Source organism: Marinospirillum alkaliphilum DSM 21637 (assembly GCF_900119735.1).
Taxonomy (GTDB): Bacteria; Pseudomonadota; Gammaproteobacteria; order Pseudomonadales; family Halomonadaceae; genus Marinospirillum; species Marinospirillum alkaliphilum.
Map to the genome: position 1 here is coordinate 69,755 of NZ_FPJW01000009.1, position 24,751 is coordinate 94,505.

The following is a 24,751-nucleotide window of genomic DNA, read 5'->3' on the forward strand; positions in this document are numbered from 1 at the left end:
CAACCGATCCGGTGCCTTGTTTTAAACGGACTCATTCACCTGAGCCGCCGCCAGCACCCGCGTATAATTCACTTCGATCCAGTCAGCCAACTGCTGTACCTGCACAGCAACCTCCTGCCCCATTTCAGTCAGGCTGTATTCGACATGCGGTGGTACCACCGGATAAGCCACCCGCTGCACAAAACCATCCTGCTCCAGATTCTGCAGAGTCTGCGCCAGCATGCGTTCACTGACGCCACCGATCTTGCGGCGCAACTCACTGAAACGGTGTGTACCCTGCAACAAAGCCACAAACACCAGCACGCCCCAGCGGCTGGTCACGTGGTTCAACACCTGCCGGGAAGGACAACGCTCAGCAAACAACTCACCCCGTTCCATTCTTGCATTCAGGCGCACCTCATCCACTGTGCTCTCCTGCCTGACTGAAGGTTTTTCTGCCATCAACACTTACCTTTTTGTGCGTACTTACTTTTAATTAGCCTAAATGCTAGTGTACACATGTTTTTTGATAAACCACAGGAGAAACACCATGATTCTTGTCACCGGAGCATCCGGCCAACTGGGCCAACTGGTTATTGAACAACTGCTGACCCTGGCCAGTACCAAACAGATCAGTGCCGAACAAATCATTGCCGGCGTCCGTGATCCGGCCAAAGCTGAACACTTCAAACAACGTGGCATTCAGGTCCGCAAGGTGGATTATGAACAGCCTGAGACGCTGGTTTCAGCCTTTGCCGGTGTGGAGCGCCTGCTGCTGATTTCATCCAGCGCCGTAGGACAGCGGGTTGCCCAGCATCAGAAGGTGATCGATGCCGCTGCTGCATCCGGTGTAAAACTGCTGGCTTACACCAGTCTGCTGCATGCCGACACCTCACCGCTGGCGCTGGCCGAAGAACACCGCGCCACGGAAGCCCTGCTGCTGGCATCCGGGCTGAACACCCTGATCCTGCGCAATGGCTGGTACACCGAGAACTATACCGGCGGACTGGCTGCAGCCCTTGCCCACGGCAAGCTGCTGGGTTGTGCCGGTGACGGTCGCATCGCCTTCGCCACCCGTGCTGATTATGCTGCTGCCGCCGCCAGCGCCATCACCGCTGACCTGCAACCGGGTAACCGGGTTTATGAGCTGGCCGGAGACACGGCCTACACCCTCACTGACCTGGCTGCCGAAGTCAGCCGCCAGACCGGCCAGACCATCAGCTACCTGAATCTGTCTGAAGCCGATTACTGCGATGCGCTGGTTCAGGTTGGCCTGCCACAACCCTTTGCGGCACTACTGGCTGATTCCGATACCGGTGCATCCAAAGGTGGCCTTTATGATGCCAGTCATCAGCTCAGCCAACTGATCGGTCGCCCCACCACCTCACTGGAAACATCGGTTGCCGAAGCACTGAAAGGGTAAACTCAACGAATACCCTGGCTAGCCAGGGAGAATCTTTCGCGGATGACTCTTGATCGTTTGTCATTACACGGGAAGCCGACTTACCGACCCGTGCCATATTTGCGGCCGACTGCTGGTGGTGCAAGGCAAGCAGAAACATGCTGGTGAGTACGATGGTTGCGGAGGAAAACGGGAAGGTTTTGGTGCCAGAAATGGAGATGGCCCCTGCCAGCCACATCCCGGCACACACATCCATCACTACCGTTGCTCCCTTCCGGGCCTGGCGGGGTTCATGATTTCGTGTTGCGGGAGGACCAACAGGGGCCACCACAAAGACAGTCATTCAACTGCGGCCTGCATACTACCAGTCTGCCTTGTATCAGGCAAGGGCAAGGCTTTAATCAAGTGGTAAAAAAGAAGTCAATACAAGCACTTGTTACCGGCATGGGGTAAACTGTTGCTTTGATTTGCAGGTGATGACAATGCAACGACTGGATCTGCTGCTGGTTGAACAGGGGTTGGCGGAAAGCCGCACCCAGGCTCAGAAGATGCTTGATGGCGGACGGGTGAGTCTGTTTAAAAACGGCCAGTGGCAGCCGGTGGATAAACCCGGTTTGAAGCTGCCATCAGACAGTCAGTTGCAGGTGACCGCCACCGAGGAAGACCGTTATGTGTCTCGTGGGGCGTTCAAGTTGCTGGCCGCGCTGCAAGTGGCACAACTGGATGTGAAGGGTCTGACTGCGCTGGATGTGGGGCAGTCCACCGGTGGTTTTACTGATGCCTTGTTGCAGGCCGGTGTCTCGCGGGTGGTGGGGCTGGATGTGGGTCAGAACCAGTTGCATCCACGCCTGAAGGATGATGCCCGTGTGGTGGCGCTGGAGAAGGTTAATGCCCGGCATCTGGAGTCTGAGCACTTCAGCAGCCAGGGATTGCCACTGGTATATGATCTGATTGTGATGGATGTGTCCTTCATCTCCCAGACGCTGATTCTGCCACAGCTGCCTGCCTTGCTGGCCAGCTCCGGCTGGCTGATCAGTCTGGTCAAACCCCAGTTTGAAGTGGGCAAAGAGAAGATCGGCAAAGGCGGCATTGTGCGTGATCCGGCTCTTTATGCCGAAGTGGAGCAACGCATCCGTGAGCAAGTCACTGGGTTAGGCCTTGAAGTCATCCACTGGATTGATAGCCCGATCACCGGTGGTGATGGGAATCGGGAGTTTTTGATGGTCGCGCAAAATAGATGATCGGTTTGATATGCGAAGGTCAGGCCAGGCGGAATTGACCGAAGAAGCGCACGACTGCATGGATGCAGGAGGTAGAGCGACGCAGGAAGCCAAAACCGAGTGACACGAAGTAAATGAGCATTTTGAGATCAATTTCAACGCCGCATAGGCAAGCGCAATAGTTAATCTATAGTTTCTTTTCCCAGAAGAGCGCACATCCCATCTCGGGATCCAACTCATACCCCGCAAACCCAAACTTCCGATAAGCCTTCTGGGCAGCCTGGTTGCCCTGCAGCACTTCCAGGGTGATTTTGCAGCAGCCCCGCTGGCGGGCAATGGCTTCCACCTGTTCCATCATCAGTTGATTCAAACCCTGCCCACGGTGGTTTTTGCTGACAATCACATCATGAATGTTGATCAGGGGTTTGCACTGGAAGGTGGAAAAACCTTCAAAGCAGTTGATCAACCCGGCCGGTTCGGAACCTCGCCAGGCCAGAATCTGAAAGGCACCGGGGCGGTTTTTTAATGCTTCCGGCAGAGCGGCCTTGACGCTGTCTGCCAGGCCTTCACCGCCCCCCATCGGGTCGCGGGCATATTCATCCATCAGTGCCACCAGCGCGGCGGCCTGTTCGGGTTGGTTCAGATCGGCTTCATGAATATCAAACATAAGGCTCTCAACAGACAGGACTCTCAACGGGCATTGTCACGCAGGTGCTCGTCCTGCAACTGGGCATCCAGCTGTTTCACGGGCAGGTGGGTGGCCCGCTGGTGAGCATTGAAGAAGTTTTCCAGCAGGCGGAACAGACCAATGATAACGGCGGCAATCACCAGGTACATCACCCCGGCCAGCAGGAAAAATTCCAGGTTCATGTAGGTGCGTGAAATCACGTTGCGGGTGGCACCCATCAGATCCAGCAGGGTAATGGTGGAGGCCAGTGCACTGCCCTTCAACATCAGGATCACTTCATTGCCATAAGCCGGCAGGATCATGCCAAAAGCACGCGGCAGGATGATCTTGCGGTACTGTTTCGCTTTTGATAATCCCAGCGCCATGGCCGCTTCCACCTCGCCTCTGGGTACCGATTGAATGGCACCCCGGAACAATTCGGCAATGTAGGCGGCGGTGTGCAGGCTGAAGGTGATGATGGCACACCAGTAAGGCTGGGATAACACCTGATCCCACAACCAGCCGCTGTTGCGGATGCTTTCAAACTGGGACAGGCCGTAATACACCAGGAAAATCTGCACCAGTAGCGGTGTGCCACGGAAAAAGAAGATGTAGCAGTAAGGCAGCACCCACAACCAGGGATTTTTTGAAACCCGCAGCAGCGCCAGTGGAATCGCCAGCAGAATGCCAGCAATGCCGGACAACACCACCAGTTTCAGGGTGACCCAGGCACCTTCCAGCAGTTGTGGCAGGTAACGGGCGTAAGAATCCCAGGGTTCATGCCCTGCCGTCAGCAGTTGCAGCCAGTCAGACAAGTGATACATCCAGTCCATCAGCGCAGCCCTCCGGCATAACCCCGGTTGGCCCGTTTTTCCATCAGGCTCAACAGCTGCATGAACAGGATGGTCAGCAGCAGATAAATAAAGGCTGCTGCCAGGTAAAAGGTGAAGGGTAATTTGGTGAATCCGGCGGCCACATAGGCCTGGCGCATCAGGTCATTCAGACCGATCACCGACACCAGTGCGGTGTCTTTGAGTAAGACAAGAAACAGATTGCCCAGCCCCGGCAGGGCCAGACGCCAGAGCTGTGGCAGCATCACATGCCAGAAGGCCTTGATGCGGCTCAGCCCCAGCGACAGTGCAGCTTCCTGCTGCCCTTTTGGCAACTCCTGCAAGGCACCCCGAAAAACCTCGGTGGCGTAAGCACCAAAGGCAATCGACAGTGCCGCCACCCCGGCTGCAAAAGCGCTAAGTTCAACGTAAACATCAAACATGCGCAGCAGCAGCTCGGTGGTGCCGAAATAGATGATCAGCACCAGCAGCAATTCAGGCAGACCTCGCATCAGGGTGGTGTAGGTGGTGGCAATCCAGCGCAGCACCCTGATCGAAGACAGCTTGGCGGTGGCCCCCAGCAGGCCCAGGATCAAACCGAAGAACAGGCTGACAAACGCCAGTTTCAGGGTGATCCAGGTGCCTGCCAGCAGCAGGTGTCCAAAACCGTGTAAATCCATGGGTCAGCGTTACACTCAGCGGATACTGAAGGGGAAATAACGCGCATTGATTTCGGCATACACACCGTTATCAACAATTTCCTTCAGTGCCTTGTTGAAGCGCTCACGCAGGGCGTTGTCGTTCTGGCGCACGGCAATGCCGATCTTGTCATCGATGTCGATGTCTTCACCCTTGAACTCGAAGCGGGAACCGGCTTCAGTCTGCAGCCAGTCGTAGGCCGGGAACTTGTCGGACACCATGCCATCCAGACGACCGGCAGCCAGATCCAGATAGGCGTTGTCCTGAGTGTCATACAGGCGCACGGTCACGTTGCGACCCAGATTGTCCTGCAGGTACTGACCGGCGATGGTGGCACGCTGGGCACCCAGAGTCTTGCCACGCAGGCTGGCGGCATCAGTCTTCATTTCGGTGCCTTTCGGACCGATGAATGCCAGTACGTTGGAGTAGTAGGGATCAGTGAAGGCCACCACACGCTGACGCTCAGGAGTGATGGACATGGAGGCGATGATGGCGTCATAACGACGGGCACGCAGGCCGGGGATGATGCCGTCCCAGTCCTGGGCAACAATGTCGCACTCGGCTTTCATCTGGGCACAGAGAGCCTTGGCGATGTCCACATCGAACCCTTGCAGTGCACCGGTGTTGTCGATGTAGTTGAATGGTGCATAAGCACCTTCGGTGGCAATACGAATGCGATCAGCCAGTGCACTGGTGGATACCAGAGCAGCAGAGGTGACCAGCGCCAGTGAGATCAGCGTTTTCTTGAACACTTGCATCGTTGTTTTCCTTCTTTTGGGTTGCAATTCAGTGATGCGGGGAACAGCCTGTCAATGAGTGACCTTTTGCAAGAGCAAAGAGCCTGCCAGAATCATAGATGACTGGACAGGAATTCTCTGCAACGGGTTGACACAGGATTGGTGAAGAATTGCTCGGGTGGGCTGAGTTCTTCGACCTGACCCTGATGCAGGAACATCACCTGGCTGGATACATCCCGTGCAAAACGCATTTCGTGGGTCACTATCAGCATGGTGCGGCCCTCTTCAGCCAGCGCCCGCATCACACCCAGCACTTCGTTGACCAGCTCCGGGTCCAGTGCCGAGGTGGGTTCATCAAACAACAGCACTTCCGGTTCCATCGCCAGCGTGCGGGCAATGGCCACCCGTTGTTGCTGACCACCGGAGAGTTGCAGGGGGTAGGCTTTTTCCTTGTCCGCCAGGCCAACTTTTTTCAACAGGGCGGCGGCTCGCTCTCGCGCTTCAGCACGACTTTTTCCCAGCACCTGCACCGGTGCCAGTGCCAGATTGTCCAGCAGGTTCAGGTGTGGCCACAGGTTGAAGTTCTGAAACACAAAACCCATGCGCGCCCGAAAGGCTTCCAGCTGGCGGCTTTTCACTGCATCCAGTTCACCATCACGATTGGCTTTGAGTTGCAGGCTTTCACCACACAGGCGGATTTCACCCTGACTGGGTTTTTCCAGCAGATTAAGGCAACGCAGGAAGGTGGATTTACCGGAACCACTGGAACCAAGGATGGAAATCACATCGCCTTTGCGGGCGGTCAGGGAAATGCCCTTCAACACTTCGTGATCACCATAACGCTTGTGGAGATTACTGACCTCCAGGGCAGGTCTGACAGAATCCGAAGTGGTTGAAGCGGGCTCAGGTGCAGGGTTCATCAAGCTACCTTGGTCTATGCTGTTGTGTGCCTTGTGGGCTGACCGTTTTATCAAAACGCTTGTATTATTGGTGTAGTTTAACTGTAACTTCGGTTTCTGAACACCCGTTTCAAAGCTTCCGATTAACGTAATGAGCCAAGCTTAAAATACTCGTTGCAGCTCAAATTTCGGATCTGCCAACGGCCCGCTGACCTTGTAGCGGGCTTCCGTGAAGGTATCAAACAGATTGCCAAAGAGCTTCTGCACCACCCAGATGCCGGCACCCACCTGCGGCGCACCAACCAGAATGGCAGCCAGAGGCAAGCTCTGGGCCACTGGCAATACCAGGGTTAACTGCTGATCAAGGGTTTCATCGATCAGATCCACTTCACCACTGAGGGTAATCCGCGTGGCAGAACTTTCTATCCTTGTGGGACTGGTGGTACGCAGGTAACCCGCTTCAAGGGTGTATTCCCCGCGAATGCTTTCATAACTGACCCCTCTGGCGGTGACATCAGAAAAATCCAGGCGCAGGCGGCGCAGCAGGGTATCCATATTCAGCAAGCCAAAAAAGCGACTGACACCGCGCAGGCGATCATCAGTTTTGGGGAAATGGCCGTCATTCAGGCGCAGGTTGAACTCACCAGCCAGGGTGTCCAGCCGGAAAGCTGCCGGTGAGCCTGACCAACTGAAATCATAATCCAGTTGATGGCGACCACTGACCAGCGGGGATGCATCACCCGTTAAACCTTGCAGTGCCGGTGCAATATTGCGCCCCCTTAAGCTACCACTGATTTCACTGCTGGGTTGTGGCTGCGAAAAATACCAGCTCAACGTGGCATTCATGCTGGTCTGCCCCAACTCACCATAAACAGGATCAGCACGCACAACGCCTTCACTGGTGCGCAACTGAGCATTCCAGCGCCCCAGTTTGCGCTCACCCAGTTTCAGGTCATCCACCTGCAGATAGATGTTCGGCCAGCCAGAAGGATCATAACCAGCCAGTGGATCAACCACCGGCTGTAATAGCTGACGCCGACTGACAGACGCAGCCGACTGTGGACTGGTTGCTTCAGCAGTATCAGGAGCGGGCAAATACAGGCGACCTATCAGCAGTTCAGCAACATCACCTTCACGTGATGGCCACCACAGCTGACCATCGGTATAACGGCTGGCGAATAATAACCGCGTACCCAGTGGCAGCAGTTCAGCCGTCATCGAAACCTCACCCAGTGCCAGTTGATCCCAATACAGGTCTTCAATGTCGAGACTGGCAACATTGAGCTTTACACCGGTTTCCGGTAACTGCCCATCAGTTGACGCATCAGCAAGGTCATCACCCATCAAGCCATGACGTGTGTGTTGCAGCCAACGCCAGACCCTGGAGGCATCCAGATAGCGCAGTGCCATATCCAGAGTTAATCCCGGTGTTCCCGGAACCTCAGCAGCTTCCACATCCTGCTCGGCTATACGCAAGTGCATGCCTTGTTCCGGCAAGTTCAGGTCAGCACGAAAACGCGCCAGACTGGCCAGAGCGATCGACAAGGGCAGCCGGTCATCAGCAAAATCCAGCTCGGCACGTACCGGCAGTTCAACACCGGCAGCCTTGGGCCAGGGAAAGTTGTCGGTTAACACCACTTCTTTCAGGTCACTTTCCAGTATCAGCCTGCGGAATGGATTCATTTCCAGCGCACCCTGCACCTGCACCCGGCCTTGCAGCCAGTCCAGTTCAGGCAACTGCTGCCAACCCAGCAAGGCATCCACACCCGGACGCAAGGCAAACTCCAGACGTGACGCGGGTTCGGCCTGAATCACTGCCTGGACGGTGCTATCCAGCACCTGGCCAAAAAGATGCGGGGAATGCAGACCCCGATCCAGATCAAAGTTCAGCGGTCCTCGAATCCCAGTTATTTCCAGACCCACCTGATGTATCAACAAGCGGCCATCACGTACATTGCTGCGCAAGCTGACGGCCAGCGCATCAGTATTTTCATCCAGCGGTATCACCAGTGCCAACTCACCTCTGGCCTGCCCGGAGTACTGCCACTCTTGCAAGGCTTCAGGAACCGCTTCATCTAAGGGACTGCGATCCACCAACCAGGGAAAAAAAGCCAATTCTGTTTCCAGCCCCGTTGCAACATCCAGCAGCAGAGTGCCTTCAGCCTCCCGTGTGCTGAATACCGCCCGATCCAGACGAGCGGTTCCCATGCGCGCAGCATTCACCTGACCGCTGACCGAGGCATCATGCACCAGCACCCAGCCCTGAGCTTCTTCAAGCTCCGGCCAGCGAGGGTCAAAACGAAACAGGGTTTTACTGAAGTCACCGAGGAACTGGAAGGTTTCCGGCTGACCGCTAACCACAGAGCCAGCATAAATGAATCCGCCCCGCTCCACCTGACCAGACTGCAGTGACAAATCCAGCCACTCTGACAGCACGGATGGCAACAGACGCCCGGGTATCAGTTGAGTGTGTGCAGTCAGGTTGGTGGGCAACATGCCCAGATTGAGATAAAAGCGCCGGTCTTCTTCTCCCATGTAAAAAGAAAAGCTACCAGTAACACGGGTTGGCGGCGCTTGTTCATTCAGTGGCAGGGTGACGGATAACTGCTCACCAATCACCCAGATTTCTTCACCCTCCAGCTCCCAGCGCACATCACCACTGGCTTCACTGAAATCCCAGGGATTTTCATAAAGCATTGGGAATCCCAGATGCAGCGAGTGATCTGCAAATACCACCTGGCCACCCCTGGCGTCTGCCTGTAACCAGCCATGCAGACCCTGCCCCAGCGGAGCACCATGCCAGGCCGCCACACCAACATCCTGCAGATTTGCAGTGAGTTTAAAAACTTCAGTGGTGGGAAAATGCAGCGTGATGTCCTGAAGCACGCCGGAAGGATTCAAATCCCCCAACAGTTCACGGAAACCATTCGGCAGACGTGTATCCTGTTGCAAGGCGGGCACCAACTGACTGAGTGACAGCTCACTCACCTGCAGCGTATAAGCAGACCGGCGTTTAGCCGTTCTACCTTGCAACACCTCAAAGTGATAGCTACCTGAATGCAGCTGATTGATACGCCAATCGGCTGTCCAGCGGCGCGGATCACCCTGCAGGGTGATCGCCAACTGATCCATGCGCGCCTCATACTGATCATCCAGATACAAAGCCAGATCACGGATTTGCAGATCCGCTTTGGCATTGCCTTGACGCATGCTCAGCCAGCCTTCCATCGAAACCTGCCCCTGCATGCCTTCAAACCTTGTTTGCCAGGCTGCTGGCCAGAGGGTACGAAAATCGCGCAGGCTAACCTGTGGCAAACTCAGCCAGGCATCAAGGGTGGAGCGTCGCGGGTCAAAGGTATCACCTTCCAAAGTGATAACCAGCCGGGCTGGATGGGTGGCTTCTGCCGCCACATCCACCTCAAAAGCCAGCTGGCGACCGCCCGACCAACGCCGGTAGTTCAATGCTTCAGCAGAAAAAGTCAGGCGCTCCCCTTCCAGTGGCGTGAAATGCAATTGCAGATCTGAAAAATCCAGTTCACCCTGCACCAGCAACTGCTCAACACTGGTTAACACCTGTCGCAGTGTGGTTGCCGGACCAACATCCGCTTCTGACTGCTCACTTGCATCTTGCGGATCATCCTGCCAACCGGCCAGTGTCCAGCCATCCTCGGTTTCTTCCAGCCACACCTCCAACCCTGACAAGCGGGCATCCTTCATGCGCGGTGCCAATGCCATCAGGCTGGCGAGGGTATCCAGTTCCAAACGTGCTTGCTGCAAACTCAGGAAGGTTTGTCCATTACGGCTGAGCACCAGCTCATGCATCTGTACTGCTGGATCAATACGAAACAAACTGCCCTGCAACTGGCTGGTTTCTACTTCAAAGGGCAAACGGGCATTCAGATAACTTTCTACATCCGGGCGCAGCTGACTCAGAAAAGGCATGAAAAAGCGCAGCAACAGCACCAACAGCGCAGCCGTAACCAGCAGCACCAGCAGTGACCAAAGCGGCAACTGTAAGAGGAACAGTCGCAGGGAAGAAAATTCTGAGCGGTTTGCCATGTTTACTGCAGAACGATGTCGAACTGCTCCTGGGAGTAAAGCGTTTCGACCTGGAAGCGGATGGGTTTACCTATGAATAATTCCAGATCAGCCACGGCAGCAGACTCTTCATCCAGAAAACGATCCACCACCGCCTGACTGGCCATCACCAGATAAGCTTCACCATTGTATGCCCGATCCATGCGTAATAAATCACGCAGGATTTCATAACAGACAGACTCAGCGGTTTTCAGTGTTCCACGGCCCTGGCACAAGTGACAAGGCTCACAGATGATTTGTTCCAGACTTTCCCGCGTGCGCTTGCGGGTCATTTGCACCAGGCCCAGCTCGGTCACACCGGTCAGCTTGGTTTTGGCATGGTCACGCTCCAGACTGCGCTCCAACAAACGCAGCACCTGGCGCTGATGCTCAGCATCATCCATGTCGATGAAATCAATGATGATGATGCCACCCAGATTACGCAGGCGCAGCTGCCGGACAATCGCAGCGGCCGCTTCCAGGTTGGTCTTGAAGATGGTTTCTTCCAGGTTGCGATGTCCGACAAAACCACCGGTATTCACATCAATGGTGGTCATGGCTTCAGTCTGGTCAATCACCAGATAACCACCACTTTTCAGCTGTACCTTACGGCCCAACGCTTTCTGGATTTCATCTTCAACACTGTAAAGATCAAAAATCGGGCGCTCACCGGGGTAGTATTCCAGTTTGTTTTCCAACTGGGGGACAAACTCCTGCACAAACTCCTGCAGTTTGATGAAGTTTTCCCGTGAGTCGATACGAATTTTTTCCAGTTCCGGGCGTACAAAATCACGCATCGAACGCATGAACAGCGGCAGGTCTTCATACACACAGAAAATACCGCTTTCACGTTTGATGCGGCGCTCCACGGCCTGCCAGACACGATGCAGGAAATGGATATCTGCCAGAATTTCTTCGCTGCCAACGCCTTCAGCGGCGGTACGCAGAATAAAGCCGCCCTGCTCATCTGCAGCTATTTCAGTCATGCCCTGCCCGACCAGTTGTTTCAGGCGTTCACGCTCTGCTTCCTGTTCAATGCGCTGGGAGACCCCCACATGCGGGGTCTGGGGCATGTAAACCAGATAACGGGAAGGAATGGAAAGGTGGGTCGTCAGTCGGGCACCCTTGGTGCCAATGGGGTCCTTGGTGACCTGCACCACCAGTGACTGACCTTCGTGCAGCAAACTGGCAATCAGCGGTTCACCCTGGGTGTCACCGGCACCGGGACGCGCCACTTCTGCCACATGGATAAAAGCAGCACGATCCAGCCCGATATCAACAAAAGCTGCTTGCATGCCCGGCAGAACCCGAACCACCTTGCCTTTATAGATATTGCCAACAATACCGCGACGGCGGGTCCGTTCGATGTAGACTTCCTGCAGCACACCGTTTTCCACCAGCGCCACGCGGGTTTCCATCGGGGTGATATTGATCAGTATTTCTTCACTCATTAGCAACCTGCCAGGCTTTTGGTTCGGGCATCAGACCAGCGCAAAACGCCGCTTTACACCCTGCAGCAACACAAACACCCAATGCCACAACACAGCGGAAATCAGTGCCGGCAATAACAGAAAACCGATACCGGACATGGCACCAAAAATACCCTGCAACCACTGGAACACCAATTGACTCACGCCAATCAGCAGAAATACCAGTGCCGATTGTTTCAGCATCGAATACATACGAATGCGCTGGTAAAAACGGTTGGACAGGAAGCCCAGCAGCGCCAGCGCCACTGCATTGTGCCCCAGCAACGTGCCTTCAATCAGGTCCAGCAACAGCCCCCAGCCAAAACCATGCATGATGCCAACCCGCTGCGGCAGGCTCAGCGACCAGAAAATCAACACCAGACTTAACCATTCAGGTCGAAAATACAGTAAAGCTGGCGGCATCGGCAAAGCCTGCAGGTACAAGGCCACCAGAAAGCTGAGCTGGATCAACCAGAAACCTTGAAACTTCTTTTCAGCCATCAGGAACCACCTCCGCGCTGGATCTTTTCAAGGGTCTCCGGGTCTGTACCGGTCAGCGCATGAAACAGCAGCAGCACATAACGGCTGCGATCCAGCTGTGCCAGCGGCCTTGCCACCACGTCCATGAAGGGTTCACCGCGCTGGTGTGAAACCTCAACAATGGTTGCCACTGGATAACCAAAAGGGAAACGCCCACCCAGACCCGAAGAAACCAGCAGGTCTCCTTCACGCAGATCGGCCGTTTCCGGGACATGTGACAAGCGCAGTTGATCGGGTCGACCGGTGCCCTGAGCAATGAAGCGCAGGCCATTGCGGTTAACCTGAACGGGAATGGCGTGGTTGGAATCAGAAATCAACAGCAGACGACTGGTGTAGGGGCTGACAGAAATCAACTGACCCATAATGCCTGCAGCATCCACCACGGGTTGACCGACAAAAGCACCATCCTGGCGGCCACGGTTGATGATCACCTGCTGGGAGAAAGGATCGTAATTAACCCCGATCAGCTCACCGGTGATGAACTCCAGTTCACTGCGTCGGGTTGCATTCAGCAGCTCACGCAAGCGCACGTTTTCAGCCATGATGGCTGCCATGGTCTGACTGCGTTCAGCCAGAATCAGCGCCTGGGATTTAAGCTCGCGGTTTTCTTCCAGCAACAGATTACGGTTAGCCAGACTGTCAGAAGCCCAGCCCCAGGCTCGCGCCGGTGCATCTGCCGCCCACTGTACCGGAGTCACCAGCAGGGTGGCCCAGGAGCGTACGTGAGCCACCTCGGCAAAACGTTGCTCTGCAATCATCAGGCTCAGGCCGAGCACCACTGCCACCAGCAGTCGGTATCCCAGCAGGGGTCCCTTGGCAAAAAGCTGCTTGATAACCGAATCCTCGTCTGATCAGTCAGAAGTATTTATAACGCAAAGAAACGCCACGCTCTTTGCAGAGGGGCGTTTCAAAGCCTGTTACTGCATTCCGGCTTATTCGATGGCCAGCAGATCAAAGGTTTGCTGATCAATCAGTTCCAGTGCCTTGCCGCCACCCAGTGCCACACAGGTCAGCGGGTCTTCGGCAATAATCACTGGCAAGCCGGTTTCCTCGGCAATCAACTTGTCGATGTCACGCAGCAATGCACCACCACCGGTCAGCACCAGGCCACGCTCGGCAATGTCAGAAGCCAGCTCCGGCGGTGACTGTTCCAGCGCACTCTTGATGGCTTGCACAATGGCAGCCAGCGGTTCCTGCAGCGCTTCCAGCACCTCATTGGAGTTGAGGGTGAAACTGCGCGGAATCCCTTCAGCCAGATTACGGCCACGAACATCAATTTCCTTGATTTCGCTGCCCGGATAAGCACAACCGATTTCCTGCTTGATGCGTTCAGCCGTGGCATCACCGATCAGGCTGCCATAGTGACGACGCACATAAGCCACAATGGCTTCGTCAAAACGGTCACCGGCAATTCGTACGGATTCGGAATAAACCACACCATTCAGGGAAATAATGGCAATTTCAGTGGTACCACCACCGATGTCCACCACCATGGAACCCTGAGCTTCCTCAACCGGCAGACCGGCACCTATGGCAGCAGCCATCGGCTCCTCAATCAGGAATACATCACGGGCACCGGCACCGAGTGCGGATTCCTTGATGGCACGGCGTTCAACCTGGGTGGACATACAAGGCACACACACCAGCACGCGCGGGCTGGGTGTGAAGAAATTGTTGTCATGCACCTTGGAAATGAAATGCTGCAGCATTTTTTCAGTGACATGGAAGTCGGCAATCACACCGTCCTTCATCGGACGGATGGCGGTGATATTGCCCGGTGTGCGGCCCAGCATGCGCTTGGCATCAAAACCAACTGCCGCGACACTGCGCTGGTTACCATGATGGCGAACGGCCACCACAGAAGGCTCATTCAGTACAATGCCCTTGCCACGAACGTAAATCAGCGTGTTTGCTGTTCCCAGGTCGATGGAAAGATCGCTGGAGAACATACCTCTAAGACGTTTAATCATGCTTTTGGTGACCTATCCTAATGTGTCCCTGTGCTGGGCGGAAACTCTAGCAACCTGAAGGGTTCAGAGCAAGCAACTTTATGCCCCGCCTTACCAAAGAAAGACAGGATTTACAGAAATGTGCCATAAACAGAACGCAAGCCTTGTGGTATTCTTGACGACTTCCGGCAGTGATTCAACCGGCTTTTTCAAGGGACACCCATGACCATCAACGCAGAAGACCTCCACAAGGTGGCACATCTGGCTCGCCTGAGCATTGAACCTGAAGCCACCGAACGTTACACCCAGGCCCTGTCCAGCATCCTCAGCCTGGTGGATGAAATGCAGGCCGTGCCTACCGATGGCGTACAGCCGATGGCCCACCCGATGGATGCCACCCAGCGCCTGCGCATTGACGAAGTCACTGAAACCAATCAGCGTGAAACCTTGCAGCGCCTGGCCCCGGCCACTGAAAAAGGCCTTTATCTGGTACCCCGCGTGGTTGAATGACACCAGCGGCCCATCGACAGCAATTCAGGACACTTCATGCACGACCTCAGCCTTACCCAGATGGCCAAGGGCCTGACTGACCGCAAGTTTTCCAGTGTTGAACTGACCCAGACCTTTCTGGAGCGCATTCGCAAGCTGGACCCACAGCTGAACAGTTTCATTACAGTGACAGAAACCGAGGCACTGGAAACGGCAAAACAAGCCGATCGCCGCCTGGCTGAAGAAAAACACAGCCCACTGACCGGCATTCCACTGGCTCACAAGGATCTGTTCTGCACCGAAGGGGTGAAAACCACCTGCGGCTCCCGCATCCTCGACAACTTTGTGGCGCCCTACAATGCCACCGTGGTTGAAAAACTGGCGCAGGCCGGTGCCGTTTCGCTGGGAAAAACCAACCTGGACGAGTTCGCCATGGGCTCCTCCAACGAAAGTTCTTTTTACGGTGCAGTGAAAAACCCCTGGAACCTGGACGCTGTACCCGGTGGTTCTTCCGGTGGTTCTGCTGCTGCCGTGGCGGCTCGCCTGGTGCCTGCCGCCACCGGCACCGACACCGGTGGTTCAATTCGCCAGCCAGCGGCCTTCTGTGGCATCACCGGCATCAAACCCACCTATGGTCGTGTGTCGCGCTGGGGCATGGTGGCCTACGCCTCCAGCCTGGACCAGGGCGGTCCGATGGCTCGTTCTGCCGAAGACTGCGCACTGCTGCTGCAGCACATGGCCGGGTTTGATCCGCGTGACTCCACCAGCATCCAGCGCGCCGTGCCCGATTACCTGAGCCTGCTGGATGAACCCCTGCAAGGCCTGACCCTGGGTCTGCCGAAAGAATACTTCGGTGCGGACCTGAACCCGCAGATGGCCGAGCGCCTGCAGGCCGCCATTGCCGAACTGGAAAAACTCGGTGCCAGCGTGAAGGAAGTCAGCCTGCCGCTGACTCGTCTGGCGATTCCAGCCTATTACGTGATTGCACCGGCTGAAGCCAGCTCCAACCTGTCGCGTTTTGACGGGGTGCGTTACGGCCACCGCTGCGCCGATCCAAAAGATCTGGAAGACCTCTACAAGCGCTCACGCAGTGAAGGGTTTGGTGAAGAGGTCAAACGTCGTATCCTGGTTGGCACCTACGCCCTGTCGGAAGGTTTTTATGATGCCTACTATCGCAAGGCTCAACAGCTGCGTCGCCTGATCACCCAGGATTTCCAGAAAGCCTTTAACGAGGTGGATCTGCTGCTGGCTCCGACCACCCCGACCCCGGCCTGGGATCTGGGCAGCAAGACCAGTGATCCGGTGCAGATGTACCTGGAAGATATTTACACCCTCGGCGTGAACCTCGCTGGCCTGCCTGCAATCTCGGTTCCGGCAGGTCTGGTGGGTGGTCGCCCGGTGGGCATGCAGTTGATCGGCAATCATTTTGATGAAGGACGACTGCTGAACGTGGCACACCAGTTCCAGCAGGTGACGGATTTCCACCTCAAGGCTCCTGAGCTGAACTGAGACCGAACCTTGTGGGTGCCGCACAGGCAGGGCTTCACGGCCGGATGTGTCTGCGACAAGCGAAGCAGGGACTGCGCAGCGCGGTGTTTGAGGCAGGGACAGCCGAACACACCGAAAGCAGACATACCGGCTAAGGTGAAGCCCGGCATCTTGCTCAAGGCTCGCTTTTGGTTTTAAACCCGTTTTTGGCAATTTTCAGAAAAGGTTTGCACTATGCAATGGGAAGCGGTTATCGGGCTGGAAGTACACGTTCAGCTCGCCACTCAGTCCAAGATTTTCTCCGGCTCCAGCATCGCCTTTGGTGCCGAGCCCAACACCCAGGCCAATGTCATTGATCTGGGCATGCCCGGTGTACTGCCGGTGCTGAATGAAAAAGCCGTGGAAATGGCCATCAAGTTCGGCCTGGCCGTTCACGCCGAGATCCCTGAGCGCTCGGTATTCGAGCGTAAAAACTACTTCTATCCCGACCTGCCCAAGGGCTACCAGACCAGTCAGATGGCGGAGCCGATTGTTGGTCTGGGTTATCTGGATATTCCACTGGAAGACGGTGGCATCAAGCGGGTACGCATTCACCATGCCCACCTGGAAGAAGATGCCGGCAAGAGCCTGCATGAAGACTTTCACGGCATGACCGGTGTGGATCTGAACCGTGCCGGTACACCGTTGCTGGAAATTGTTTCCGAACCGGACATGAATTCCGCCAGAGAGGCGGTGGCTTACCTCAAGGCCATCCACGCGATTGTCACCTATCTGGGCATTTCCGATGGCAACATGGCGGAAGGTTCACTGCGTTGTGATGCCAACGTGTCCGTGCGTCCCAAAGGCCAGGAAAAACTCGGCACCCGCTGTGAAATCAAGAACGTCAACTCCTTCCGCTTTGTGGAAAAAGCCATCAATCATGAAATCCAGCGTCAGATTGAACTGATTGAAGACGGTGGCCGGGTGATTCAGCAAACCCGCCTCTATGATCCGGATCTGGATGAAACCCGCGCCATGCGCTCCAAGGAAGAAGCCAATGATTACCGCTACTTCCCCTGCCCGGATCTGCTGCCGGTGGAGCTGGATGAAGCCTACATCCAACACCTGAAAGAAACCCTGCCGGAGTTGCCGGAGCAGAAGCGCCAGCGTTTCACCGAACAACTGGGATTGTCCGCTTATGATGCCGGTGTACTGTCCAGCAGCCGCGCCCTGGCCGAGTATTTTGATCGGGTGGTGGAACTGAGTGGTGATGCCAAACTGGCGGCCAACTGGGTGACCGGTGAACTTTCCGCGCAGCTGAACCGCGAAGGCATTGAAATCGAGCAGGCACCGGTGGCACCGGAACAACTGGCCGGACTGCTCAAACGCCTGCAGGACGATACGATCAACGGCAAGGCCGCCAAGCAGGTGTTTGCTGCACTCTGGGCAGGTGAAGGTCACACCGCTGATGAAATCATCGAAGCCAAGGGCTTAAAGCAGGTGACCGACACGGGCGCCATTGAAGCGGTGATTGACGAAGTGCTGGCTGCCAACCCGGCGCAGGTGGAGCAGTACCGCGCCGCCGAACCGGAAAAACGCGGCAAGATGGTCGGCTTTTTTGTGGGTCAGGTGATGAAAGCCTCCAAAGGCACTGCCAATCCTCAGGCCGTTAACCAGTTGCTGGCGAAAAAACTGGAAGGCTGAAGTCTGCATCAACAATCTGAAAAGCCCGCTATTACAGCGGGCTTTTTATTGCCACTTAATATAAAGGATAAAGCTGCAAAGGATGGTTTTTAAACCACTGTTGTTTGAGTCCCTTGTGGTCGCTCAATAACAGGGATAATACCGGTTGCAGTGGGTGGTCCTCCGGCAGGCCATCCAGGTGCCTTTGCAAGGCAGGCAGGTAGTCCAGTTGCTCCGGTGGCTGGTGCAGTGCATTGGCTTGCTGCTGCAGGCCAGGCCACTCCGGCAGCAACAGCTGACGGTAACCTTCATGCAGGGCAATGCTGACACCCTTGGCATCAAAATCACCCAGATAGATGCAGGGTTTACCCAACCGGGCCCAGGCACTTTTCAACGCCTTGCAACCTCGAGCTTCATGGCCATGCCCACGGTAAAGGATCAGTGCAGGCTGCAAGGCTTGCGGCAACTCCAGCGCATCCGGGGTATTGAACTGGTAAAAACAATCCAGATTCTCCACCACCACCAGAGCATCAAAAGCCTTTTCATCCAGTTGCTGCCAGTCCAGATCCAGCTCCAGTCGGGCATGAAGCTGACTCACTCCATAAGGCAGCAGGCCCTGCTGATTGGGCAGGGAAACCAGCACACGGGCGGCAGTGGGTGCTGCACGCACACCCTTGTGTTCTTCCAGCCCGGCTTCAGCCTGTTGCAAGCTGCTTTTGCCACTGGCATCAAACGCCAGTGGTGGCAGCTTTTCATCCAGCAACAACTGCTGCACCCGCTGGATGAAGGCACGATCAAACACACATTCTCGGCCATCCGGCCACAGGCCCACTTCAATGTCCCAGGCATCACACCAGACCAGCAACTGTTTCACCACCGGTCCCTTGATCCTCCAGGTGACCCGATCATGTGTTTTCAACTGCTGCTGAATGCGTTGCAACAGGCTACGCAAGGCCGGTGTCAGCAGCGGTCGACTCATGATGCCACCTGGGCAACCGGTGCCAGTTGCAACTGCACATCATGGATCAGGCGTACCTGATTCCAGGGGCTGGTCGGACTTTCATCCTGCCAGATGCGGAATTGCTGCTGCTGGCGTGCCGGCAAGCCCTGGTATTCAGCAATCACCTGGAACAGCCAGATTTCAGCATCCCAGGCCAAACCGCTGGATTGCAGGTAATCCAGTGCACTCAGTGGCTGTCCGGCATCCACCACCTGCAGGTAGTAGGCTTCCACATCTTCTTTTAATTGCTGCTGACGAGCTGCAACACTGGCTGCCTCGGCAGACCACTGGGCCGGGGCTGCCACCAGCAGATTTTCAGCCTGCAGATCACGACGCGGCAGATGCTGCAGCAACTCCGCCAGCAGGTCAGCATCCCGGTCCCGGTCCAGTGCCGCAGCGGCGGCTGGCACCAGCCCGGCAGCCTGATTAAACAGTGTGGGCACCTCGGTGCGCTGGGCATAATTGCCGGGGCGGAAACGCGGGTGCTCACGCAGAAAACCCACCATGCCATTCACCAGCAGGTTGCGCGACTGCTGCTGACGAAAACGCGCCATCAATTGCAGCAGGCGGCTCTGCACTTCCCTCAGGTTGCTGTAGTGGGCACTGACCTGATTCTGCAACTGGCTGACCAGCAGCTTGCGCAGGGGACCACTGCCGCCCACCAGGGTGATGAGTTCGTCAAAATCGATCAGGTCCAGACCGTCCAGCAGGCGACTGATCTGTTTCTGGGCCCGTTCGTTTTCACGGATCTTGTCATTCAGGCTGCTGACAAAACCAAAATCGCTGTTCAGCCGTTGCCAGAGTGAATCGATGGCATCAGCAAAACGGCTGTTGAGGTCATCCACTTCCTGGGTCAGGCGCACCTGCTGCTGCTCGGCCAGCAGGTAATCACCGCGTTGCTGGGCTTCCCGCCAGGTCATCACCAGATTACGCAGCAGCTCCAGGGTCTCGGCCACATCAGCATTGACGTGACGCCGCCGGGCATCGGACAGCATCTCGGCAATCAGATCACGCACCCGGTGGCTGAGCTTGAGGCCGGAATCTTCATCCGGTCGCCACAGTATCCTTGCTGCCAGCAGTTTTTTCAGCGCTGCATCACTGAAGGCAGACTCATCCACCTGCTCACCGATGTAACCCTGCATCAATGCCTGGGCGTGCTTGCCCAGCAGTGCCAGACGTTCGGCACCGGTTCTGAGCAGGCTGGAATTGAAGTCTTCGGCCATCAGAGCAGGGCCTCCTGCTGCTGCGGTTGATCCTCAATCGGCAGGTTTTCTTCATCACGGATGAAACGCACCAGATCCAACAGATAATCTATCTTGCCGGTGACCCGGTAATACTGGCGATCGGCATGGGGCTGCACCAGATAACCCTGCTCTTTCAGGCGGCGGAAAATCTGTTTGACCTGATTGCCCAGGTCTTCACTCTGGGAGTTGAAAAAACGATCCGCAGCCAGACGATTCAGGCGTTCCCTCAGGCTGTGGTTGTCTTCCGAGCGCAGCACAAATTCAGCAGGTTTCAGAATATCACCGGCAGTCAGCACCGCATCACGACCCAGGGCTTCCTGCACCAGCTGCATCCATTCCAGCAGCGGCAACAGGCTGTTCCAGGTCTGGGCCAGCTGACTCGACAACTGTTCACGGGCTTCAGCCGTCAGTTCCTGCCAGGCCAGAAACCAGACACTGGCATCCGGGTTGCTGGCCAGCCGCCGGTTCAGGGGTCGCAGGTAGTCATTGATGCTGTCGCGCAGGCTGTCATCCTGCAACTGGCGAAAGCCTTCCTCATCACTTTCCGCACAGACAAACTGCCCGGCCAGCAAGCGTTCCAGCAGGGGACCGTAAGGCATGAGTGAGGTCATGGCGTTGTCTCCTGACTGGGTGGCTGATGCGTTTGCTGCCGGGATTCCGGATGGCGCTGCTGCAGCCGCTCGGCCAGACGGCTGAGCTTCGGTTCAATGCGCTTCAACTGGCGTTGTTGTGGATTGTCCGGATCACGGTCAATCAGGTAACGATGGCGGAACAGCAGCAATACATCGGATTCCGGGTTGGGAAAGGCACCCACAATGTGAATGCGGTTGCTTTCGCAGGCCTGAAAAAGCTTTTCGACATTGTGGTAGGCCAGCGTGCCGATTTCATCAATCGGCCAGTGAATGGCAATCTGCGCCGGACCCCGCAACAGACGGGTGAAAGCCAGCAGAAATTTGCACAGGATCAGGTAAGCCATGCCGTGACTGGATGATTCCAGCAACTGGCGGTCGTTGCGGATCACCAGATCCGAACCGCCTTCATTCAGGTGCAGTTCCAGCCGCAGCAGGCTTTCAAAGGTGTAGCTCTGGTCACTGCGCAGCAGTTCCACCACATCCGCCAGCGCATTGAGGTAGGCATCTTCCGGCAACGGGTTGCCACTGGCCTTCCATTGATCATACAAAGCGGCGAAGTGTTTCAATGGCTCCCAGAAACCCAGCTCATCAATGGTGGACTGGATTTTCACCTCGGACTTACTGATGCCATCCAGCACCAGGTCATCGGCCACCTCCTTGCTGAGGCGACGGCTCTGTTCCTGGATGCGGCGATTCAGGTCGCGGAATACCCGGAAGAAGCTGTTGAGGTCACCACCAATGTTGCGCCCTTGCTCAATCAGGGCCTGCTGCTGGCCTTCCAGCAATTGCAGCATGCCCGACAAGACCGGCAGCAGGCGTCGCGGATGACTGGCCGCGGGCAATTCCTGCAAGCGCTGCTGTTCACCGGTCAACTGCTCAATGAAGTCCGGTGCAGCATCACGCAACAGTTCCCGTTCAAAGGCATGCAGGGCATCCTGCACCTGTTTGTTCAGTCGACCGGCTTCCAGCAATGCTGCCTGAGCACGGTTCATGCGTTCCACCCGATCACCCTGGGTGGCTTCCGGCACCTGCGGCGGCTGATCCGGTGGCGGCAACTGCTCCAGTTGCAACACCAGCGGTTTGATGCGCTCGGCCTGCTCGGCCAGTTCATTGAGCTGTTTTTTCAGGCCGTTCAGGCGATTTTTCATCTGGCTGCGCTGCTGGTTATGGCTGCTTTTCAGCGCCTCCAGCTGCTCACTGGTCTGGCGTTCACCATCCTTTAAACGGGTTTCCTGCAGCAGCAGATCCGGCTTGCGCTTTTCCCATTCCACCCGCATGAAGCTGCGGTATTCATCCAGTTCATCGCGGCGTGCAGCGGTATTGCGGATTTTTTCCTGCAGCTGTTTCAGGCGCTGCTCCGCTTCACGCAGGTGACGCGGGTCCAGTTGTTTTTCTTCCAGTTCACGGTTAAAGGCTGCTTCCAGCTCGGCCAGCATCTGTTGCTGGTCACGGCGCAGGTCAGCCAGTTGCTGTTCCAGTTGCTCCACCTGACGATCAAAAGCCGCCAGCTGTTCCTGCCAGTCAGCCTTGAATTCCAGCAACTGGGTTTCAAATTCGTGTTTCAGGCTGCCCAGATTCTGCTGTTTCTGTTCCCGCAATTGCTGTTTGCGGTTTTCCATCTGCTGCACATCCTGGCGCAACTGCTGCAAGCGTTGTTTCTGCAGTTGCTGCTGCTCTTCCTGCAGGCGATTGCGGTGGTCGGTGGCAAAATGGATGTCTTCTTCAGCCTTGCCGAGCCGGAAACGCGCCTGATCCAGCTTCTGCTGTTGTTGCTCCACCAGACGGTTCTGTTCCGCCAGTTGTTTTTCCAGCTGTTGCAACTGCTGCTGCAAGCGTGCCATCTGCTGCTCAGCGGCTTCGATCATCTGCAGCAGTGCCACTTCATCCTGGGCATAATCCGGCAGCTCAATGGCATTCAGGTCCAGTTGCAGATCAAAAATACGGGCTTCACCGGCAGGCAATAACTGAGGTGCCAGATCATTGCGCTCCAGCAGGTCGGCACGCAGCACCTTGCCCAGCGATTGTTCCCAGCCGGGTTGGTGAAAGCGCAGGTAATGGCGCAGGCTGCCCTGTTCCGGATCACGCTGACGATGCAATTCGCGCAACTGCTGATCCACCTGACTGACGGACTGACGAAGGTTGCGCAGCTGTTCATCCAGTTGCTGGCGTGCCTGCTGCAACTGACGCAGTTCCTGGTCCAGCAGTGACACCTGCTGCATCTGGTTGCGATGATCCTGCTGCGCCTGTTCCAGGCGCGCCTGTGCCAGTTCCAGTGCCTGGATTTCGCTGTCGGTCAGTTGGGAACCCTGCAGGCGGGCCTTGAGTTCGGCCAGTTGATCGGTGATGTCTTCCTGACGGGCTTCGTATTCGGCTTCCCGTTCACTGCGCTGCTGCTGGTAATCCTGCTCCAGCCGTGTTTTCTGCTGTTCCTGTTGATCCCTGGTCTGCTGTTGTTGCTGACGCAGCTGACTGATGCGGGTGTAATTCTGCTGCGACTGACGCTCCAGTTGCTCCGCCAGTTCCAGTTTGCGGGCTTCCAGCTTCTGCTGGGAGTCACCCAGTTCATCACGCATCATCTGCAGGTGTTTCTGCAGTTGCTCCTGATCTTCACGCCACTGCGGCAGTTGTTGCAGGTCCAGTTCCAGACCGGGCATGTCCTGGTCACAATACCGGTCATAACGCTGCTGCAGGTCATCCAGTGCGGCCTGGGTGGTTTTTAACGCCTGCTGCTGTTCTGCCAGTTGCCCGGACAGTTCATTGCGCTGTTGTTCAAAGGCATCCTGTTGCCGACCCAGCTCACCTTCCAGCTCACGCGCCTGGCCTTCCGTATCCGCCATTTCCCGCTGCAGGCCGGCCTGATCCTTTTCCAGCAAGGGGTAAAGCTGCCAGAGTTCTGCTTCGGTGGCGGTCAGTTCATCCACCTGACGCCGCAGTTCAGCAAATGACTGACGCAGGCTGTCCAGACGCATTGACTGGCGCATCTGTTGAATCCATTCCCGTGCCTTGGTGTTGCGGATGCGGGTCACCGGCAGCTCCACACCATCTTCTTCAAAAATGGCCGCCAGCATGGTTTTCAGGGTATCCATCTTGCCTTCCTTGGCATGCACCGCAGACACCAGTTTTTCCATGTGACGAATGCGATGACCGGAACTGACCAGACTGTACTGACTGGCCAGCTGCCGCAGGTTACGGGCTTCCTGGCTGTTGCCACGCAACAGACTGAAGTCATTCTGGATCACGCTGCGGTATTCGGAGGTGGCCTGCAGCTTGCGGGAGCTGTCGATTTTCAACTGCCGCAGGCGGGCGGAAAAGTCGCTGTAACCCAGCCCCTGCACCCCCTGGTCGGTTTGAATCAGGTACTGCTCCGGGTCATAGGCCGCCCTTACAAAGCGGTACTCCACGCCGGTGGCACCGCGCGTTAATACCGCCTGGCAGAGTTCACCCTCTTCGCGGCGGTATTCATAAATCAGGTAGGAGTTGCTGCTGGGCAGGTAAAAATCATCAAACTTCTTGCGGGTCCTGGGCACCACCCGGTTGGGCTGTTCACCGTAAAACACCGGCACCAGACGCTGCAGGGTGGTCTTGCCGGAGGCATTGGTGCCACAGATGTTGGTGTGGCCATCCAGTGCCAGCTCCACCACCCCATCCAGGTGACCGTGAATCAGAACAATACGCAGCAGATGAGACATAAACAGCCCTGTTATCCGGTTCAGGAAAAGGCCCGATTATCCCACAGAAAACACCCCGAAAGCAGCCCTTACAAGTCTT

At 56.2% G+C, this 24,751-nt stretch carries 20 protein-coding genes and 1 other RNA gene; 5 read left to right on the top strand and 16 right to left on the bottom strand.

All coding sequences use genetic code 11. From position 1 onward, the window contains the following. Positions 1–21: 21 nt before the first annotated feature. Positions 22–441 carry a winged helix-turn-helix transcriptional regulator gene (locus BT114_RS12035; protein WP_281249038.1) on the bottom strand — a complete coding sequence of 140 codons (420 nt, stop codon included), beginning with the start codon at positions 439–441 and terminating at the stop codon, positions 22–24. 88 nt (positions 442–529) lie between these two features. On the opposite strand from BT114_RS12035, the gene BT114_RS12040 reads away from it, so the two are divergent. Further along, entirely contained in the window at positions 530–1,402 is an 873-nt protein-coding gene (locus BT114_RS12040; protein WP_072326755.1) for an SDR family oxidoreductase, read from the top strand. A gap of 202 nt (positions 1,403–1,604) precedes the next feature. On the opposite strand, the gene ffs is transcribed toward BT114_RS12040, so the two are convergent. Next, an RNA gene (gene ffs, locus BT114_RS12045) (signal recognition particle sRNA small type) lies at positions 1,605–1,701 on the bottom strand. Between the two features lie 162 nt (positions 1,702–1,863). Here ffs and BT114_RS12050 point away from each other — a divergent pair. Further along, positions 1,864–2,622 carry a TlyA family RNA methyltransferase gene (locus BT114_RS12050; RefSeq protein WP_072326756.1) on the top strand — a complete coding sequence of 253 codons (759 nt, stop codon included), beginning with the start codon at positions 1,864–1,866 and terminating at the stop codon, positions 2,620–2,622. A 166-nt stretch (positions 2,623–2,788) separates the two neighbouring features. Here the strand turns inward: BT114_RS12050 and BT114_RS12055 are convergent, their stop codons facing one another. The 10 genes from BT114_RS12055 to BT114_RS12100 all read right to left on the bottom strand — a co-directional run bounded on the left by BT114_RS12055 (position 2,789) and on the right by BT114_RS12100 (position 14,489). Further along, the gene (locus BT114_RS12055; protein ID WP_072326757.1) at positions 2,789–3,268 is read right to left on the bottom strand and encodes a GNAT family N-acetyltransferase; all 480 of its coding nucleotides are present in this window, start codon (positions 3,266–3,268) and stop codon (positions 2,789–2,791) included. A 23-nt stretch (positions 3,269–3,291) separates the two neighbouring features. Continuing rightward, complete coding sequence (locus BT114_RS12060) at positions 3,292–4,101, bottom strand: ABC transporter permease (RefSeq protein WP_245770444.1); 810 nt, start codon at positions 4,099–4,101, stop codon at positions 3,292–3,294. Then, positions 4,101–4,778, bottom strand: a complete 678-nt coding sequence (locus BT114_RS12065) for an ABC transporter permease (RefSeq protein ID WP_072326758.1) — start codon at positions 4,776–4,778, stop codon at positions 4,101–4,103. Before BT114_RS12065 ends, BT114_RS12060 begins: the two co-directional genes overlap by 1 nt. Positions 4,779–4,793: 15 nt before the next feature. Further along, the gene (locus BT114_RS12070) at positions 4,794–5,555 is read right to left on the bottom strand and encodes an ABC transporter substrate-binding protein (RefSeq protein ID WP_072326759.1); all 762 of its coding nucleotides are present in this window, start codon (positions 5,553–5,555) and stop codon (positions 4,794–4,796) included. Positions 5,556–5,647: 92 nt separating this feature from the next. Next, positions 5,648–6,454 carry an ABC transporter ATP-binding protein gene (locus BT114_RS12075; RefSeq protein ID WP_072326760.1) on the bottom strand — a complete coding sequence of 269 codons (807 nt, stop codon included), beginning with the start codon at positions 6,452–6,454 and terminating at the stop codon, positions 5,648–5,650. Between the two features lie 141 nt (positions 6,455–6,595). Continuing rightward, on the bottom strand, positions 6,596–10,492 hold the full coding sequence (locus tag BT114_RS12080) for a YhdP family protein (protein WP_072326761.1): 3,897 nt from the start codon (positions 10,490–10,492) through the stop codon (positions 6,596–6,598). 2 nt (positions 10,493–10,494) lie between these two features. Then, a complete protein-coding gene (gene rng, locus BT114_RS12085) occupies positions 10,495–11,961 on the bottom strand; it encodes a ribonuclease G (protein ID WP_072326762.1) in 1,467 nt (488 codons plus the stop codon). A gap of 30 nt (positions 11,962–11,991) precedes the next feature. Continuing rightward, positions 11,992–12,480 (bottom strand): rod shape-determining protein MreD, encoded by a 489-nt coding sequence (mreD, locus tag BT114_RS12090; RefSeq protein WP_072326763.1) that lies wholly within the window; start codon positions 12,478–12,480, stop codon positions 11,992–11,994. After that, positions 12,480–13,352: a rod shape-determining protein MreC gene (gene mreC / locus BT114_RS12095; RefSeq protein ID WP_084662232.1), complete on the bottom strand. Its 873-nt coding sequence runs from the start codon at positions 13,350–13,352 to the stop codon at positions 12,480–12,482. The genes mreD and mreC overlap by 1 nt, the downstream gene beginning before the upstream one ends. A gap of 99 nt (positions 13,353–13,451) precedes the next feature. Next, positions 13,452–14,489, bottom strand: coding sequence for a rod shape-determining protein (locus BT114_RS12100; protein ID WP_072326765.1), 1,038 nt, complete (start codon positions 14,487–14,489; stop codon positions 13,452–13,454). A gap of 201 nt (positions 14,490–14,690) precedes the next feature. On the opposite strand from BT114_RS12100, the gene gatC reads away from it, so the two are divergent. The 3 genes from gatC to gatB all read left to right on the top strand — a co-directional run bounded on the left by gatC (position 14,691) and on the right by gatB (position 18,128). After that, positions 14,691–14,978 carry an Asp-tRNA(Asn)/Glu-tRNA(Gln) amidotransferase subunit GatC gene (gene gatC / locus BT114_RS12105; RefSeq protein WP_072326766.1) on the top strand — a complete coding sequence of 96 codons (288 nt, stop codon included), beginning with the start codon at positions 14,691–14,693 and terminating at the stop codon, positions 14,976–14,978. Positions 14,979–15,014: 36 nt separating this feature from the next. After that, a complete protein-coding gene (gene gatA / locus BT114_RS12110) occupies positions 15,015–16,466 on the top strand; it encodes an Asp-tRNA(Asn)/Glu-tRNA(Gln) amidotransferase subunit GatA (protein WP_072326767.1) in 1,452 nt (483 codons plus the stop codon). 213 nt (positions 16,467–16,679) lie between these two features. Continuing rightward, on the top strand, positions 16,680–18,128 hold the full coding sequence (gene gatB, locus BT114_RS12115) for an Asp-tRNA(Asn)/Glu-tRNA(Gln) amidotransferase subunit GatB (protein ID WP_072326768.1): 1,449 nt from the start codon (positions 16,680–16,682) through the stop codon (positions 18,126–18,128). Positions 18,129–18,183: 55 nt separating this feature from the next. Here the strand turns inward: gatB and BT114_RS12120 are convergent, their stop codons facing one another. Genes BT114_RS12120 through BT114_RS12135 form a run of 4 tightly spaced genes read right to left on the bottom strand, consistent with a single transcriptional unit; the run spans position 18,184 to position 24,672 of the window. Beyond that, a complete protein-coding gene (locus tag BT114_RS12120; RefSeq protein ID WP_072326769.1) occupies positions 18,184–19,086 on the bottom strand; it encodes a DUF7281 domain-containing protein in 903 nt (300 codons plus the stop codon). Then, entirely contained in the window at positions 19,083–20,330 is a 1,248-nt protein-coding gene (locus tag BT114_RS12125) for a hypothetical protein (protein ID WP_072326770.1), read from the bottom strand. Before BT114_RS12125 ends, BT114_RS12120 begins: the two co-directional genes overlap by 4 nt. Then, entirely contained in the window at positions 20,330–20,962 is a 633-nt protein-coding gene (locus BT114_RS12130) for a condensin complex protein MksE (protein ID WP_072326771.1), read from the bottom strand. Before BT114_RS12130 ends, BT114_RS12125 begins: the two co-directional genes overlap by 1 nt. Continuing rightward, on the bottom strand, positions 20,959–24,672 hold the full coding sequence (locus BT114_RS12135; RefSeq protein ID WP_072326772.1) for an ATP-binding protein: 3,714 nt from the start codon (positions 24,670–24,672) through the stop codon (positions 20,959–20,961). Before BT114_RS12135 ends, BT114_RS12130 begins: the two co-directional genes overlap by 4 nt. Between the last annotated feature and the right edge of the window lie 79 nt (positions 24,673–24,751).